Source organism: Streptomyces sp. NPDC048254, from assembly GCF_043201895.1.
In the GTDB taxonomy this organism is placed as follows: Bacteria; Actinomycetota; Actinomycetes; order Streptomycetales; family Streptomycetaceae; genus Streptomyces.
The window spans coordinates 161,830-176,446 of sequence record NZ_JBICZJ010000009.1 but is presented as its reverse complement, the minus strand read 5'-3'; the positions used below and the strand labels follow the sequence as shown (position 1 = coordinate 176,446).

The 14,617-nt window shown below is 71.2% G+C and carries 14 protein-coding genes; 8 read left to right on the top strand and 6 right to left on the bottom strand.

The features are described 5' to 3' along the window. Positions 1-34: 34 nt before the first annotated feature. Positions 35-673, bottom strand: coding sequence for a TetR/AcrR family transcriptional regulator (locus tag ACGFZQ_RS25385; RefSeq protein ID WP_393842231.1), 639 nt, complete (start codon positions 671-673; stop codon positions 35-37). Positions 674-972: 299 nt separating this feature from the next. Here ACGFZQ_RS25385 and ACGFZQ_RS25380 point away from each other — a divergent pair, with 299 nt between their 5' ends. Beyond that, positions 973-1,626, top strand: coding sequence for a nuclear transport factor 2 family protein (locus tag ACGFZQ_RS25380; RefSeq protein WP_382533480.1), 654 nt, complete (start codon positions 973-975; stop codon positions 1,624-1,626). Positions 1,627-1,720: 94 nt separating this feature from the next. On the opposite strand, the gene ACGFZQ_RS25375 is transcribed toward ACGFZQ_RS25380, so the two are convergent. Continuing rightward, positions 1,721-2,821, bottom strand: coding sequence for a citrate synthase 2 (locus ACGFZQ_RS25375; RefSeq protein WP_393842230.1), 1,101 nt, complete (start codon positions 2,819-2,821; stop codon positions 1,721-1,723). A gap of 125 nt (positions 2,822-2,946) precedes the next feature. Between ACGFZQ_RS25375 and pdxH the strand changes: the two genes are divergently transcribed. The 4 genes from pdxH (at position 2,947) to ACGFZQ_RS25355 (ending at position 6,457) form a co-directional block, all read left to right on the top strand. After that, positions 2,947-3,660 (top strand): pyridoxamine 5'-phosphate oxidase, encoded by a 714-nt coding sequence (gene pdxH, locus ACGFZQ_RS25370; RefSeq protein ID WP_393842446.1) that lies wholly within the window; start codon positions 2,947-2,949, stop codon positions 3,658-3,660. A 402-nt stretch (positions 3,661-4,062) separates the two neighbouring features. Next, on the top strand, positions 4,063-4,467 hold the full coding sequence (locus ACGFZQ_RS25365; RefSeq protein WP_393842229.1) for a RidA family protein: 405 nt from the start codon (positions 4,063-4,065) through the stop codon (positions 4,465-4,467). Beyond that, on the top strand, positions 4,464-4,907 hold the full coding sequence (locus ACGFZQ_RS25360; protein WP_393842228.1) for a GNAT family N-acetyltransferase: 444 nt from the start codon (positions 4,464-4,466) through the stop codon (positions 4,905-4,907). The genes ACGFZQ_RS25365 and ACGFZQ_RS25360 overlap by 4 nt, the downstream gene beginning before the upstream one ends. 128 nt (positions 4,908-5,035) lie before the next feature. Next, positions 5,036-6,457, top strand: a complete 1,422-nt coding sequence (locus tag ACGFZQ_RS25355) for a PAS domain-containing protein (RefSeq protein ID WP_393842227.1) — start codon at positions 5,036-5,038, stop codon at positions 6,455-6,457. 19 nt (positions 6,458-6,476) lie between these two features. Here ACGFZQ_RS25355 and ACGFZQ_RS25350 read toward each other — a convergent pair whose 3' ends face one another. After that, entirely contained in the window at positions 6,477-7,232 is a 756-nt protein-coding gene (locus tag ACGFZQ_RS25350) for an SIS domain-containing protein (RefSeq protein WP_393842226.1), read from the bottom strand. 254 nt (positions 7,233-7,486) lie between these two features. On the opposite strand from ACGFZQ_RS25350, the gene ACGFZQ_RS25345 reads away from it, so the two are divergent. Together ACGFZQ_RS25345 and ACGFZQ_RS25340 are read left to right on the top strand one after the other, a co-directional pair. Next, the gene (locus tag ACGFZQ_RS25345; protein WP_351321325.1) at positions 7,487-8,179 is read left to right on the top strand and encodes a metal-dependent transcriptional regulator; all 693 of its coding nucleotides are present in this window, start codon (positions 7,487-7,489) and stop codon (positions 8,177-8,179) included. Between the two features lie 498 nt (positions 8,180-8,677). Next, positions 8,678-9,568, top strand: a complete 891-nt coding sequence (locus ACGFZQ_RS25340; protein WP_393842225.1) for an alpha/beta fold hydrolase — start codon at positions 8,678-8,680, stop codon at positions 9,566-9,568. 122 nt (positions 9,569-9,690) lie between these two features. Here ACGFZQ_RS25340 and ACGFZQ_RS25335 read toward each other — a convergent pair whose 3' ends face one another. From ACGFZQ_RS25335 to ACGFZQ_RS25325, 3 genes are all read right to left on the bottom strand, one after another. Beyond that, positions 9,691-11,283, bottom strand: a complete 1,593-nt coding sequence (locus tag ACGFZQ_RS25335; protein WP_393842224.1) for a transporter — start codon at positions 11,281-11,283, stop codon at positions 9,691-9,693. After that, the gene (locus ACGFZQ_RS25330; RefSeq protein ID WP_365799761.1) at positions 11,280-12,053 is read right to left on the bottom strand and encodes an ABC transporter ATP-binding protein; all 774 of its coding nucleotides are present in this window, start codon (positions 12,051-12,053) and stop codon (positions 11,280-11,282) included. The genes ACGFZQ_RS25335 and ACGFZQ_RS25330 overlap by 4 nt, the downstream gene beginning before the upstream one ends. A gap of 181 nt (positions 12,054-12,234) precedes the next feature. Beyond that, the gene (locus ACGFZQ_RS25325) at positions 12,235-12,897 is read right to left on the bottom strand and encodes a bifunctional DNA primase/polymerase (RefSeq protein WP_351737230.1); all 663 of its coding nucleotides are present in this window, start codon (positions 12,895-12,897) and stop codon (positions 12,235-12,237) included. Between the two features lie 274 nt (positions 12,898-13,171). On the opposite strand from ACGFZQ_RS25325, the gene ACGFZQ_RS25320 reads away from it, so the two are divergent. Further along, positions 13,172-14,557: a transcriptional regulator gene (locus ACGFZQ_RS25320; protein WP_351737232.1), complete on the top strand. Its 1,386-nt coding sequence runs from the start codon at positions 13,172-13,174 to the stop codon at positions 14,555-14,557. The last annotated feature ends 60 nt before the right edge of the window (positions 14,558-14,617 follow it).

The following is a 14,617-nucleotide window of genomic DNA, read 5'->3' as shown; positions in this document are numbered from 1 at the left end:
CTTCGGGCGGCGGCTCCGCCGGCCTCCGGACTGGTCAGCCGGCGACGGCGGCGTCCCCGCGGAACGCTCCGGCCACCACGGGGACCAGCTGCCGCTCGATCTGCTCGGCGGGCATGGCGGCCAGCTCGGTGCCGATGGGTGCCAGCGCGAGCCAGTTCAGCAGGCCGGCCGCGCAGCGCGTACGGAAGTTCAGTTCCTGCTCGTCCACTCCGGGAAGGTTCGGTGCCAGCACCCGGACGGCTCCCCGGCGGCTCTGGTCGAACTTGCCGTTCAGCCGCTCCCACCCCTGGGGCGGATCGATGCCGACCCGCGCCACGGTCCGCATCACGGCCAGGTCCTGTCCACCGGCCGCCAGTGCGCGCACCATCGGCCGGGCGAACGCCGCCGCCACCTCATGGAGCGTCGCGGTGGCGGCGAGGGAATCCAGTTCCAGGATCTTTTCGTCCAGATACCGTTCCAGCGCGTGCTCTATCGCGGAGTCGCACAGCGCCTTCAGCGACCCGTAGTGGTAGCTCACCGCGGCGACGTTGGCTCCGGCGCGATCTGTGATCTCGCGGAGTGTCACGCCCTCCTGGCCTCGTTGCGAGAGCAACTCCAGGGCGGCCGTCTGCAGGCCGTCGCGCGTGCGCTGCCCGGCCTCCCGGCGCAGGTCCGTCTTCTCCACCCGTGTCATGCAATGTACTCAATCATATGCTTGAGTACATTGTCAACAGTCGCGTCGCGGATCGAGGTCGAACGGCGGTCGCCGGACGCCGCACCGGCCCGGATCGCTGTCGCATACTCATCCTGACCAGGCATGACGCGGGCGTACACGCATGCCCTCATGGCCGCTCGACCACAGAATTCAAACAGTAGCTTGACAGCCCGCGCCGCCGTTCATAAGGTTAAGCGAGCGTTTGAATTACTAAGGACGCGGCAGAGACCGTTGCGACGGATCTCGAATCCTGAGTACCTGACCCGAAGGAACACGACATGAAGCTGCTCAGCCGGAAGTCGATCACCGCCGCGACCGCGGTAGCTGTCCTGGGTGGTCTTTCCATCGCCGCCGTGCCGTCACAGGCCGCGAGCCCCGCACACGACAAGGCGGCGGTCCACAGCACCACGGCCGCCCCGACCCTGACCGCACGCCAGCTGGCGAAGCTGCCGCTCACCGACCGCCACCTGACCAAGCACGAGAAGGCCAACCTCGCGGTCGTCCTGCGCGACTACTACGTGGCCGAGGGCAACCACATCGACGTCCCGACGTTCGTCAACAGCTTCACCAAGGACGGCGTCTTCAACGACATGGTCCCCGGCGTGGCCTACCGGGGGAAGGCGCTCGGCAGCGTGCTGCCCTACATGAAGGGCCTCTTCTCGAACGTGCACCGTGAGCTCAAGCGCATCACCGTGAACGGCGACGTGGTCAGCATCGAGCTGTCGATCCAGGGCACGTTCGACGGGCAGCTCCAGGCGCCGACGGGCGGCGTCGTCAAGGGGAACGGCCAGAAGGTGGACGCGCCGACCGCCGACTTCTGGTACCTGAAGAACGGCAAGGTCAAGACGTTCAACTGCTTCGTGGGGTACTCGAAGATGTACCACGACATGGGCGTGGACTTCGACTGGGCCTCGGCCGTCAACAAGCACTGACCCGCTCGTCCGGCGGGTGATGCCCGGCGCTACCGGCCGCGCATCACCCGCCGAGCCCGTCGGAGTACCTCACGACGTGGCCGACGATCCGGCCCTAGTGGGCGATGTCCCCGTACCCCTCGATGTCCTGAGGCTTCCGCCCACCTGGCCCCACATACTCCGCCGACGGCCGCACCAACCGCCCCGTCCGCTTCTGCTCGAGAATGTGCGCCGACCACCCAGCGGTGCGCGCACACGTGAACATCGACGTGAACATGTGCGCCGGCACCTCCGCGAAGTCCAGCATGATCGCAGCCCAGAACTCCACATTGGTGGCGAGCACACGATCCGGCCGACGGTTGTGGAGCTCCTCCAGCGCCGCCTTCTCCAGCGCCTCCGCGATCTCGAACCGCGGCGCGCCCAGCTCCCGCGCCGTCCGCCGCAGCACCCGCGCCCGCGGGTCCTCGGCCCGGTACACCCGGTGCCCGAACCCCATCAGCCGCTCACCCCGGTCCAGCGCACCCTTGACGTAGGCCTCCGCGTCCCCGGTCCGCTCGATCTCCTCGATCATCCCCAGCACCCGGGAGGGCGCGCCCCCGTGCAGCGGCCCCGACATGGCGCCCACCGCACCCGACAGCGCGGCGGCGACATCCGCACCCGTGGACGCGATGACCCGCGCGGTGAACGTGGACGCGTTCATGCCGTGCTCGGCGGCCGACGTCCAGTACGCGTCCACGGCCGCCACATGCTTGGGATCCGGCTCCCCCCGCCACCGGATCATGAACCGCTCGACCACCGAGTTCGCCTTGTCGATCTCCTGCTGCGGCACCATCGCCAGCCCCTGCCCGCGCGCGGACTGGGCGACGTACGACAGTGCCATGACCGCGGCCCGCGCCAGGTCGTCCCGAGCCTGCTTCGCGTCGATGTCGAGGAGCGGCTTGAGCCCCCACACCGGGGCGAGCATGGCGAGCGCGGACTGCACATCCACCCGGATGTCACCCGAATGGACCGGGATCGGAAACGGCTCGGCCGGCGGCAGACCGGGGTTGAAGGCACCGTCGACCAGCAGCCCCCACACATTCCCGAACGAGACGTGCCCGACCAGATCCTCGATGTCGACGCCCCGGTACCGCAGAGCGCCTCCCTCCTTGTCCGGTTCGGCGATCTCCGTCTCGAACGCGACGACTCCTTCGAGCCCAGGTACGAAGTCGGACATGGGGCGGCTCCTCAATGAGGTGTACGGCGGAGGCATCAGCACCATAACCCCGAGTGCCAAAGTTGGGGAGCCCAGCGGCACTCAGTGCCACATGAGGTATGCGCCCACATGTGGCCCGGACCCATATGTGCATACGGCAGGATGACCGCGTGACCGACCCCGACGCCGCTGCCGCCGACCCCATCCTCAACCCCGCGCTGATGCGCAAGCACTACCAGGCCGAGGGCCTCGACGAGAACGACCTCGCCGCACACCCCATGGACCAGTTCACCCGCTGGTTCGAACAAGCCGCGCGGGCGGCCGCCGACGGCATGATCTACGAACCCAACGCGATGATCGTCTCCACCGCCGACGCCGGGGGCCGCCCCAGCTCACGCACGGTCCTGATGAAGCAGTACGACATCCAGGGCTTCGTCTTCTACACCAACTACGACTCCCGCAAGGCCCAGGACCTCGCCGCGAACCCCCACATCTCGCTGCTCTTCCCCTGGCACGCGATCGCCCGTCAGGTGATCGTCACCGGCACCGCCCGCCGCACCCGCCGCGACGAGACCACCGCCTACTTCCGCACCCGCCCGCACGGCTCCCAGCTCGGCGCCTGGGCCAGCGCCCAGTCCTCGGTCATCCGCTCCCGCACCGAACTCGACGCCGCCTACGCCGAGCTGAGCGCACGCTACCCCGAGGGCGAACAGGTCCCGGTCCCCCCGCACTGGGGCGGCTTCCGCGTCGAACCCCGGACGGTCGAGTTCTGGCAGGGCCGCCACAACCGCCTGCACGACCGCCTCCGCTACGTCACGGCCCCCGACGGCACCTGGCACGTGGAACGCCTCAGCCCCTGAGGCACCGAACCAACCCGCGAAAACGCAGACGACCCGCGAGCTCGGGTCCCTCCGCCTGGCGGCGGAGAAGCCGGCCGGACGTACCGGCGAGCTCGCGGGTCGGGTGACTGCGTTGGATTAGGCCGGCTGCGTGCATCTCGCGCACGCTGGTCCGGCACCGCACATCGTGTGGTGGCGAGCCGTTAGCCCGCAGCCACCTCTTCCGTCCGATATGCATACATCTACCGAACCACCTCCTTTCCGAAGTAACAGCCACTCTAGGAAGCTGCCCGGAAAGGCTCAACTGTTTTTTGGAGACGTTGGCCGAACGAGCTCCGGCCGAGCGCCGTGGCCGTACCCGTCTTCGGGGTTTCCTCCGGCGTTGCTTGATCAATTTCTGAGACACCCCCTAGCGTTCCGGCCATGACAAAGCGGCAGGTGATTCTCAGTGGATCGGTGTTCGAGGAGCAGATCGGGTACGCGCGGGCCGTGGTGGACGGGGACTGGGTGCATGTGTCGGGGACGACCGGGTTCGACTATGCGGACATGACCATTTCCGAGGACGTGGTGGAGCAGGCCGAGCAGTGTCTGCGGAACATCGGGGCGGCGCTGGCGGAGGCCCGGTGTGGGTTCAAGGATGTGGTGCGGGTGCGGTACCTGCTGCCCGCGCGGGAGGACTTCGAGCCGTGCTGGCCGGTGTTGCGCCGGGTGTTCGGGGATGTGCGGCCGGCCGCGACGATGATGGTGTGCGGGCTGGCGGATCCGCGGATGAAGATCGAGATCGAGGTGTACGCGCGGCGGGTGGCAGCGGCGGAGGGGGACGCGTGAGCGGTGTACTGACGGTCGTCGGCGTGGGCGGGGGCGAGGCGCTGGAGGAGTGGCGGTACGTGCACAACGTCGTCGTGCCGCCGGCCGCGATGTCGGCGACGGAGGCGCGGGAGCGGCCGGCGCGGGGGTACCGGCTGGAGAGCGCGTATCTCGGGGACGTTCTCGTGGGGTGTTCGACCGTGCGGCCCGTGGCCGGCGGTGCGGTGACCGTGATCGCGCGGGTACTGCCGGGGTTTCGGCGGCGGGGGTTCGGCAAGGCGTTGTACGAGCGTGGGCTCGCGCACGCGCGTGTGCAGGGTGCCGAGGCCGTCGAGACGTGTGTGCCGGCGGCCAACGAGGGCGGGCTGCGGTTCGCCGGGCGGTGCGGGTTCGTCGAGGTGGAGCGGTATGTGCTCGACGGAGGGAACGATGAGTGGGTGGATCTTCGGCTCGGGTTGTGAGCGTCGGCTTGCAACGATTCCTTCAATCTTGCGGGAACACAGTGTGGGCTGCGTCACGTTCGAGTTGAATGAAGGGCAGCGAGGAACCGGCGCGCCGTGCGTGCGGACGCAGCCTGATGGGGGTCCAGGTGAGTGCTTCCCGGCGTAGTGGGACCACCGACGAGCTGGGGCCCGACGAGCCCGAGCCGGAGCCGGAGCGGGACGGTCCGGAGGACTCGGGCGGGTCGGATCTGCTCGCCGCGCTCCTCGACGGCATGGACGCGGCCCTGTGCGCGTTCGACGCGGACGGCTTCGTCACGCACTGGAACCGTGAGGCCGAGCGGATCCTCGGGTGGACGGCGGCCGAGGCGGTGGGCCGGCACGGGTTCGCCGGCTGGGCGGTGCGTGAGGCGGACGCCGACGAGGTCGAGGGGCGGCTGCTGTCGGCCATGCACGCCCCGGGGCGCCAGGTGCATGAGTTCGCGCTGCTCACCAAGGACGGCGGGCGGGTGCTCGTACGGACGCAGTCGGCGGCCGTGCGCGGCCCGGACGGGAAGCCCGCGGGTGTGTACTGCGCGTTCAGCGAGGTGCATACGCAGATCGACCTGGAGCGGTCGATCGCGCTGAGCGAGGCGCTGTTCGAGGACGCGGCCTGGGGTGTCGTCCTGGTGGACGCGGATCTGCGGCCCGCCGTCGTCAACGCGCATGCCGCGCGGGCGCTAGGGACGGGGCGTACGTCGGCGCTGGGGCGCCCGCTCGGGGAGCTGCTGGCGCAGGGCGTGGAGGATCTGGAGGCCGCGCTCACACATGTGCTGGCCGAGGGCGCGCCGCCGGCGCCGGCCGAGATGTGGGTGAGTGTGCGGACGGCGGAGGGCGAGCAGCGGCGCTGCTGGCGGTCCGGGTTCGTGCGGCTGGCGTCGCCGCTCGCGGAGGAACCGGTGCCGCTGGGGGTGGGCTGGCTGTTCCAGGACGTCACGGAGGCCAAGCAGGCCGAGCAGGAGGCGGCCATGCTGCGCTTCCGCGCGAACCAGCTGCATCGTGCGGGCCGGGCGGCCTCCGAGTGCGAGGACCCGGTGGAGGCGGCCACCGTCCATCTGGACTTCGCGCTGGCCGGGTTCGCCGATCATGCGGTGGTCGACCGGGTGGTGGGCGGTGCCCGGGCGGACGGTGACGTGGGTCCGGTACGGCTGGTGCGGATCGCTGCCACGCCCTCCGGGTCGCCGGGGCCGAGCCTGCTGACGGGCGCGGCGGGGCTGCCGGTGCGTTACGAGGAGGGGCATCCGGCGCTGCAGTGCGTCGCGCGCGCCGGGAGTGTACGGGCGGACGCCGGGAGCGTGCCGGCGGACCGTGCGCGGGAGTGGGCGCTGGAGCGGCAGTGGCCGGGGGACGCGGTGCACGCGTTGTGCGCGGTGCTGCGCAGCCGGGGGCGGACGCTGGGTGTGCTGACGTTCCTGCGCGGGTCGGGGCGCAGCCGCTTCGAGCGGGTGGACGCGACGTACGCGGAGGACGTGGCCGTGCGGATCGCCACGGCGCTGGATCTGTCCCAGCTGGCGAAGGAACGGCAGCAGTAGCAGTACCAGCGGCGGCGCCTCAGTGCTGGTAGAAGATCCGGTCGCGGTACTCCTCGAACACGCGGGCGTTCCACTCGTGGCCGCCGTCGACGTTGCCGGAGCGCAGCAGCGGGGGTTCGATGCCGCGGTCGGCGAGGGTGGCCGCGGTGGTGGCCAGGACCGCCTGGAGCAGGGCGCTGGTGACGACCGTGGAGGCGGGGGCGAAGGGCGCCGGGATGGTGTCGAGGGTGAGTTCGGCGTCCCCGATGGCGATCTTCGAGTCGAGTACGACGTCGCAGTGGTCCTTGAGGTACGTGCCGGAGGAGTGCCGGGACGCGGTCTGCGCGGCGTACGCCACGGAGGTGACGCCGATGACCTTGGCGCCGCGCGTGCGGGCGCTGACGGCCATTTCGATGGGCAGGGCGTTGCGGCCGGAGAGGGAGATGATCACGAGGGTGTCGCCGGCGCGCAGGGGTGAGGTGTCGAGGACGGCGGTGGCGAGTCCGTCGACGCGTTCCAGGCGGGAGCCGAGGGTGGCGGGCATCACGTCGACGCCGACCAGGCCGGGGGCGGCGAGGAGGTTCATGAGGGCGAGGCCGCCCGCGCGGTAGACGACGTCCTGGGCGGCGAGGGAGGAGTGCCCCGCGCCGAAGGCGAACAGCCGGCCGCCGGCGGCGACGGTGTCGGCGAGGAGGGTGCCGGCGGCGGTGATCGCCTCGGCCTCCTCGTCGCGGACGCGTTGCAGGAGGCCGATAGCGGCGTCGAAGAACAGGTCGGCGGGTGTGCCGTCGCTCATGCGGTGCCCCTTTGCGCGGTCGACGCCGTGGCCCGTGTCGCGGAGATCCGTGGCACGGAAGTCTGTGTCGCCGATCACCCTCCGGTCTGGACCATCTCGGTGTCAATACGGCCGGGGACGGCGGCGACGGGCCGGGATGTCCGACCTCTGTTCTCCCGGCGTCCCCCGCTTGTCAGTGGGATCCGGCAGAATTGGTGACAGGGCCAGCGCACGCACGCGGCCGGGCTTCCGGCAGAGGTAATCGAGGGGCACGTATGTCCGGACTGATCGACACCACGGAGATGTATCTCCGCACCATCCTCGAGCTTGAAGAGGAAGGCGTGGTCCCCATGCGCGCCCGCATCGCGGAGCGGCTCGACCAGAGCGGGCCGACGGTGAGCCAGACGGTGGCGCGGATGGAGCGGGACGGTCTGGTGTCCGTCGCCAGCGACCGCCATCTGGAGCTGACCGACGAGGGCCGCCGGCTGGCGACGCGCGTGATGCGCAAGCACCGGCTCGCCGAGTGCCTGCTGGTCGACGTGATCGGCCTGGAGTGGGAGCAGGTGCACGCCGAGGCGTGTCGCTGGGAGCACGTGATGAGCGAGGCCGTGGAGCGGCGGGTGCTGGAGCTGCTGCGCCACCCGACCGAGTCGCCGTACGGCAACCCGATCCCGGGCCTGGAGGAGCTGGGCGAGAAGGACGGCGCGGACCCGTTCCTCGACGAGGGCATGGTGTCGCTGGCCGACCTGGACCCGGGCGCGGACGGCAAGACCGTGGTCGTACGCCGGATCGGCGAGCCCATCCAGACCGACGCGCAGCTGATGTACACGCTGCGGCGGGCGGGTGTGCAGCCGGGTTCGGTGGTGAGTGTGACGGAGGCGGCCGGCGGAGTGCTGGTGGGCAGCGGCGGCGAGGCGGCCGAGCTGGAGGCGGACGTCGCCTCCCACGTGTTCGTCGCCAAGCGCTGAGACCGGTGGGCCGTTCAACCTCCGTTGCTCGTGGGGGAGTTGACGCCTCTCGTTGGCGTCTCTCCCGGGTCGTTCGAACGTGTCGAATCCAAGATTCAGTGCGCCGAATCGCAGCGCTGGAACGTTTCGCGTGCCAGGCTGTCGCGAGAGGCATATGACCTGAGGGGGGCGGGGAGGATGTGCCGAAGACATCGACATGGATCTGGGGTTGGCCCCGGCACCTTTCGGTGCCGGGGCCTGTCCTCCCCAGTGCTGACCCGGAGCCCCGAGCTCTCAGGGTCATCCCCTCGGACCGTCTTCCCCGAGCGGTCCGCCCCCCGCAGAAGAAATCCCCCTGGTGGCGCCGATCATGCCTGGGAAGGGGTCACTCGAACGAGGGGTGTTGCCCGCAGGGACCCGATTTTCGAATATGTATTCGATAGTCTGCAGTGGTACCGAAGCATCACGAAGCGATACGAGGCGACACTAGGCACGCGGAGCTAGGGGGGTGCCAGGCTCATGGCACGACGCATCGACGTGACAGGAGCCGGCGGCGTGCACCTCGCCGCCTGGGAGTTCGCGGACCCGCCCAAGAAGGGGGACCCGGCGCGGCCGCACGGTGATCGTGCCGACCCGGACCGCTCGTACCCCGGCGTGCTCTTACTGCACGGCCTGATGGGCCGTGCCTCGCACTGGGCCTCCACCGCCCGCTGGCTCTCCGACCGGCACCGCGCCGTCGCACTCGACCAGCGCGGCCACGGCCAGAGCGACAAGCCCCCGCAGGCCGCGTACACCCGTGAGGCGTACGTCGAGGACGCCGCGGCCGCCATCGAGCAGCTGGACCTCGCCCCGGCCGTGCTCATCGGCCACGCCATGGGCGCGCTGACCGCCTGGCAGCTCGCCGCGAAACGCCCCGAACTGGTCCGGGGCCTGATCATCTGCGACATGCGGGCCTCCGCGCTGGGCGCGGCCTCGCAGCGCGAGTGGGCCGACTGGTTCAAGTCCTGGCCCGTCCCCTTCGCCACGCTCGCCGACGTACGCAAGTGGTTCGGCGAGGACGACCCGTGGGTGGAGCGGCCGAACCCGGCGCGCGGGGAGTTCTACGCCGAGGTGATGCACGAGTGCGCCGACGGGTGGCGGCCCGTCTTCGACCCCGACCAGATGCTGAAGTCCCGGGAGACCTGGGTGTACGACGCGCACTGGGAGGAACTGGCCCAGGTGCCGTGTCCCGCGCTGGTGGTGCGCGGGGTGGACGGGGAGCTGGGGCGGGCGGAGGCGCAGGAGATGGTGCGGGTCCTTTCCAAGGGGGAGTACGCCGAGGTGGCCGAGGCGGGGCATCTGCTGCCGTATGACCGGCCGGAGGCCTGGCGGGCGGCTGTGGAGCCGTTTCTTGATCGGGTGGGGGAGTAGGAGCGCCTATGGGGGAGGGGGTGCGCGGGCTCGGCGGGTGCGGGTGGTGGGTGGTTGCTCTCGCCCACGCGGCGGAGCCGCACATTCAATACAGCCCCGCGCCCCTGTGGGGCGCGCTGCAGTTACCCCTTGCTGACAGCTGCGAGGATCTCCGGGAGGCTCGTCGCCGTACGTGGTGCTGCCAGGCGCAGCCCCGCCCATGTGATCGCCGCCCCGTAGGCCGCCCCCACCGGCAGCAACACCCATGTCCACTCCCCGCCTCCCGCGCTCACGTTCAACGCGATCGTCAGGGCGATGACGGGGGCGCACAGCAGGGCCGCCGAGACCATGCCGCCGAAGATCGCGATCCAGGCGAGGCCGGCCTGGCCGGGGGCGACGTTCTTGTGGCCCTCCTGGGGGATGGAGTACGGGAAGCGGGCCGAGGTCCAGGCGCCGGTCGCCAGCATCGCGCCGAGCAGGGCGAAGGACAGGCCGAGCACCTCGGGCAGCCGGGGCCAGTCGCCCAGCATGGCCGTGGTCAGGACGGTCACCAGCGTCGCGTACGGCAGGGTGATCACCAGCAGGGCCAGCGCCCGCCCGCGCAGCTCGACATAGGCGTCCCGCGGGGACGAGACGGTCATCGCGATCATCCAGAAGGCCGAGGTGTCCTGCCCGAACTGGTTGTACATCTGGATGCCGAGCATCCCGGCGGCGAAGCACGCGAAGTAGATCGACCCGGTGCCCTGGAGGGCGTTGAAGACGGGCACGATCAGGCCGATGGCCAGCGAGGTCACCCAGGCGGCCTTGGTCTTGGGGTCGCGCCAGACATAGCGCAGGCTGCGCGCCATGACCGTTCCGGTGCGGCCGGCCGGCAGCAGGCGCCCCAGGCCCGCGCCGTCGGAGGCACGGCTCCGGACGGCCGAGTCGGGTGCCTGGAGCGTCGAGCCGTCCGGCGAGGTCATCAGCCGGGTCAGGGTCCGCGCCCAGGCGCCGATCAGCAACGCCAACGCGGCGACGGACAGGCCCAGCTGTGCGGCGGCCGTGCCGTACGACCCCTCGCTCGCCGAGTGCACCGCGCCGATCGCCGACGCCGGCGGCAGCCAGCGCACCACGTCGGCCACCGGCGCGAGCTCCCCGAGCCCGGCCGCACCGAGGCTGCGGGCACCGAAGTTGACCAGCTGCGCCCCGATCGCGATGACCAGGCCGCTCAGTACCGCCAGGTCACGGCCCTTGCGGCTGCTGAGCAGCCGTACGTTCGCGGCGGCCACGGCCCGGGCGAGGGCCACGCAGACCAGCAGCGCGAGGGCGACGGCGACGACCGCGACGCCGTACCCGGCCGCCCCGTGCGCCACGGACACCGCACAGCCCACCAGCAGCAACAGCGAGAACAACGGGCCGATGCCGACCAGGGAGGCGGCCAGCAGGGCCCGTACCAGGGGTCGTGGCCGCAGCGGGAGCATCACCAGGCGGGTCGGGTCCAGGGTCTCGTCGCCGCTCGGGAAGAACAGCGGCATGACCGCCCACCCGAGCGCCAGCACGGCCGACCCCAGGACGGCCACGGCATCCGCGTGCGCATGCCCGCGCAGCACGATCAGCCCCAGCAGCTGCACCGCCCCGAACAGCAGCGCGAGCACGGCCGACGCGACGAACGCGGCCCGCCGGCCACCGGACTGCCGCAGCCCGTTGCGCAACAGCGACAGCTTCAGCCGTACGACGGTGGCGGTCACGTCCGTCATCGGGCCGCCCCGCCGCCCAGCCAGTCCAGGTCCGACCCGGCGTTCCGTCCGCTCGCCCCGACCAGTTCGAGGAAGGCGGCCTGGAGGGTGCCGTGCGCCCCGCGCACGTCCTCCAACGTCCCCGTCGCGCGGATCCGCCCGGCGGCCAGCACCGCCACCCAGTCGCACAGCGACTCGACGAGTTCCATGACGTGGGAGGAGAAGACGACGGTCGCGCCGGAGGCCGTGTAGCGCTCCAGGACGCCCCGGATGGTCTGCGCGGACACCGGGTCGACGCCCTCGAACGGCTCGTCCAGGAAGAGGACTTCGGGGTTGTGGAGGAGAGCCGCCGCGAGCCCGATCTTCTTGCGCATGCCGGTCGAGTAGTCGACGACGAGCTTGTGCTGGGAGCCGGCGAGATCGAGGACGTCGAGGAGTTGCGTGGCCCGCTTGTCGACCTCGGCGCCGGGCAGTCCGCGCAGGCGGCCGCTGTAGCCGAGCAGTTCGCGTCCGGAGAGCCGCTCGAAGAGTCGGAGCCCTTCGGGCAGCACGCCGATACGGGCCTTCACCGCGACCGGGTCCTGCCAGACGTCGTGCCCGACCACCTCGACGCTCCCCTGGTCCGGCCGGAGCAGCCCGGTCACCATCGAGAGGGTGGTGGTCTTCCCGGCCCCGTTGGGCCCGACCAGTCCGACGAACTTCCCGGCGGGCAGCGACAGATCGATCCCACCGACGGCCACCTGCTGCCCAAACCGCTTCCAGAGCCCACGAACACGTACGGCATCGGTCATGCCAGAACCCTACGGTGGGTGGGGGCCGGCGGAGGGGGTGGGAACGCTTGCCGACGCCAGCAGGAAGCGCCCCTTAAGGGGCGCGGGGCCGTATCCGATGTGCGGCCACCGCCGCGTGGGCGCGAGCAACCACGCACCACCCGCACACGCCACCGCACCGCACCCGGCAGCCCACCAGGCGCTACCGGTCCCGCCCGCACGCATAAGCCAGCGGCGAGATCAACTCCTCCGCGTCCGGCAGCCACCGGTTCGCCGGTGTCGGCCGGCAGGCCCACTGCACCGCACCCCGGGAGCCCAGCCGCGTAGGCGGCGCCGGCACGTACGCGCCCTCACCCAGCGCCGTGAGGTCCAGCGACGCCGGCGCCCAGCCCAGCTTCCGCACCAGCTCCGGCACCTTCGCCGACCCGCCCGGCAGCACGAAGAACTGCATCCGGCGATCGGGCGTGAGCGTCACCGGCCCGAGCGTCAGCTCCATCCGCTCCATCCGCGCCAGCGCCAGGAACCCGGCCGTCTCCGGGACGGACAACGCGTCGAAGGTCCGCCCCGTCGGCAGCAGGATCGACGCCGTCGGCTGCTTCTGCCACATCCGGCGCGCCACCGTCGCACTACCGGTCGCCTGCGTCGCCCAGTCCGGGCGCGCCGCGTGCGCGCCGGGCGCGCCGCACGCGACCTCCCCGCAGGAACAGCGCTGCACCCCCTCGTCCGCTTCCAGCCAGGTGCCGGGGAAGACGTCCCAGTGGCGCTCCTCGGCGTAGCGTACGGCGGTCTCCAGCAGCGATTCCCCGCGCTGCTTCGGAATCTGAGCGGCTTCGGTGCCAACGATCGTCTCTTCCACGCTCAACACAACTCCCGCACCCACCTGGAGTTACGGGCGTAGCGCGCGCGGGGGAGGAGCATCCTTTCCGCAACTGGGGCGCATGGATGCACGTGTGGGGGCGCGCAGGAGGAACCGGGGCGTGAGCGGGTAGTCACACGTGGGGGGTTGGCAGCGGTCGTACCCACAATTCCGCTGCCTTTACCCGGCAATCCTCGCATGTCCCGCATTTTCGGTATGTCCGCTGGGCAGTGATCGTCAAGGCCGGATCTTTTCCCTACAGGGAGTTCGCAGGGGGTACGCCATGGCCGCAAGGCCGCTTGTCGCGCGGCAGCCGAACGAACGGTTGCAGGCGCTCATCCAGGAGGCGGGGTGCTCGAACGCCGGGCTCGCCCGCCGGGTCAACATGTGCGGCGCGGAGCACGGTCTCGACCTCCGGTACGACAAGACGTCCGTGGCCCGCTGGCTGCGCGGACAGCAGCCGCGGGGCCGGGCGCCCGCGATCATCGCCGAGGCGCTGGGGCGCAAGCTGGGCCGTACGGTCACGATCGACGAGATCGGCATGGCCAACGGCAAGAACCTCGCGTCGGGCGTCGGTCTCCAGTTCTCGCCGACGGTCCTGGGGGCCATCGAGCAGGTCTGCGAGCTGTGGCGCAGTGACGTGGGCCGCCGGGACTTCCTGTCCGGCTCCTCGGTCGCCGCGTCCGCGCTGGTGGAGCCCAGCCGGGACTGGCTGATCTCGGCGCCGGACGCGCAGGTGGCACGGCAGGCCGGGCCGCGGGTCGGGCCGTCGGACGTCGCGGCCGTGCAGGCCATGACACAGGCGCTCACCGACCTCGACCACCAGTACGGCAGCGGGCATGTGCGCCCGGTCGTCGTGCACTACCTCAACAGCGTGGTCTCCGGACTGCTCGCCGGGTCCTACCGGGAGTCCGTCGGACGGGACTTGTTCGCCGCCGTCGCCCGGCTCACCGAACTCGCCGGATACATGGCCGTCGACACCGGCCAACCCGGGCTCGCCCAGCGGTACTACATCCAGTCGCTGCGCCTCGCGCAGGCCGCCGGCGACCGCGGCTACGGCGGCTATGTGCTCGCCGCCTCCATGAGCCACCTCGCCGCACAGCTCGGAAACCCGCGGGAGATCTCCCAGTTGGCGCGGGCGGCGCAGGAGGGGGCGCGTGGGCGCGTGACTCCGCGCGCGGAGGCCATGTTCTACGCGGCCGAGGCCCGCGGGCACGCGCTGCTGGGGGACGCGCGGTCGGCGCAGCTCGCGTCGGGGCGCGCGGTGTCGGCGATGGAGGCGGCCGATCCGTCGTCCGGGGACGACCCGGCGTGGATCGCGCACTTCGACGAGGCCTATCTGGCCGACGAGTTGGCGCACTGCCACCGTGACCTGGGCCAGGCCGAGGCGGCCGCGAGGACCGCGGAGCAGTCGCTGGCCGGGCACCCGCCGACCCGGGCACGGCGCCGCGCGATCGGCTATGTGCTCCTCGCCACGGCGCAGGTGCAGCAGCGCGAGATCGAACAGGCCTGCGCCACCGGGCTGAAGGCCGTGGAACTGCTTGAGACGGTCCGTTCCAACCGGGGCGCCGAGTACCTGGAGGACTTCCAGCAGCGGCTGGAGCCGTTCCGGGACGAACCGGTCGTCAGGGAGTTCGGCGCCCGGCTGGATCTGCAGGCGGCCGCATGAATTCATGCCCCGCGGATGCGTGAACGTGTGGGAAACCACACCTTGCCGGGCGAGAGGCGG

Bases quoted from the DNA above. Each gene is read 5' to 3' on its own strand.
- ACGFZQ_RS25365 (WP_393842229.1), top strand. From the start codon at position 4,063: ATGACAAAGCGGCAGGTGATTCTCAGTGGATCGGTGTTCGAGGAGCAG.
- ACGFZQ_RS25380 (WP_382533480.1), top strand. From the start codon at position 973: ATGAAGCTGCTCAGCCGGAAGTCGATCACCGCCGCGACCGCGGTAGCT.
- ACGFZQ_RS25385 (WP_393842231.1), bottom strand. From the start codon at position 673: ATGACACGGGTGGAGAAGACGGACCTGCGCCGGGAGGCCGGGCAGCGC.
- ACGFZQ_RS25375 (WP_393842230.1), bottom strand. From the start codon at position 2,821: ATGTCCGACTTCGTACCTGGGCTCGAAGGAGTCGTCGCGTTCGAGACG.
- ACGFZQ_RS25345 (WP_351321325.1), top strand. From the start codon at position 7,487: ATGTCCGGACTGATCGACACCACGGAGATGTATCTCCGCACCATCCTC.
- ACGFZQ_RS25340 (WP_393842225.1), top strand. From the start codon at position 8,678: ATGGCACGACGCATCGACGTGACAGGAGCCGGCGGCGTGCACCTCGCC.
- ACGFZQ_RS25335 (WP_393842224.1), bottom strand. From the start codon at position 11,283: ATGACGGACGTGACCGCCACCGTCGTACGGCTGAAGCTGTCGCTGTTG.
- ACGFZQ_RS25330 (WP_365799761.1), bottom strand. From the start codon at position 12,053: ATGACCGATGCCGTACGTGTTCGTGGGCTCTGGAAGCGGTTTGGGCAG.
- ACGFZQ_RS25350 (WP_393842226.1), bottom strand. From the start codon at position 7,232: ATGAGCGACGGCACACCCGCCGACCTGTTCTTCGACGCCGCTATCGGC.
- ACGFZQ_RS25320 (WP_351737232.1), top strand. From the start codon at position 13,172: ATGGCCGCAAGGCCGCTTGTCGCGCGGCAGCCGAACGAACGGTTGCAG.
- pdxH (WP_393842446.1), top strand. From the start codon at position 2,947: ATGTGCATACGGCAGGATGACCGCGTGACCGACCCCGACGCCGCTGCC.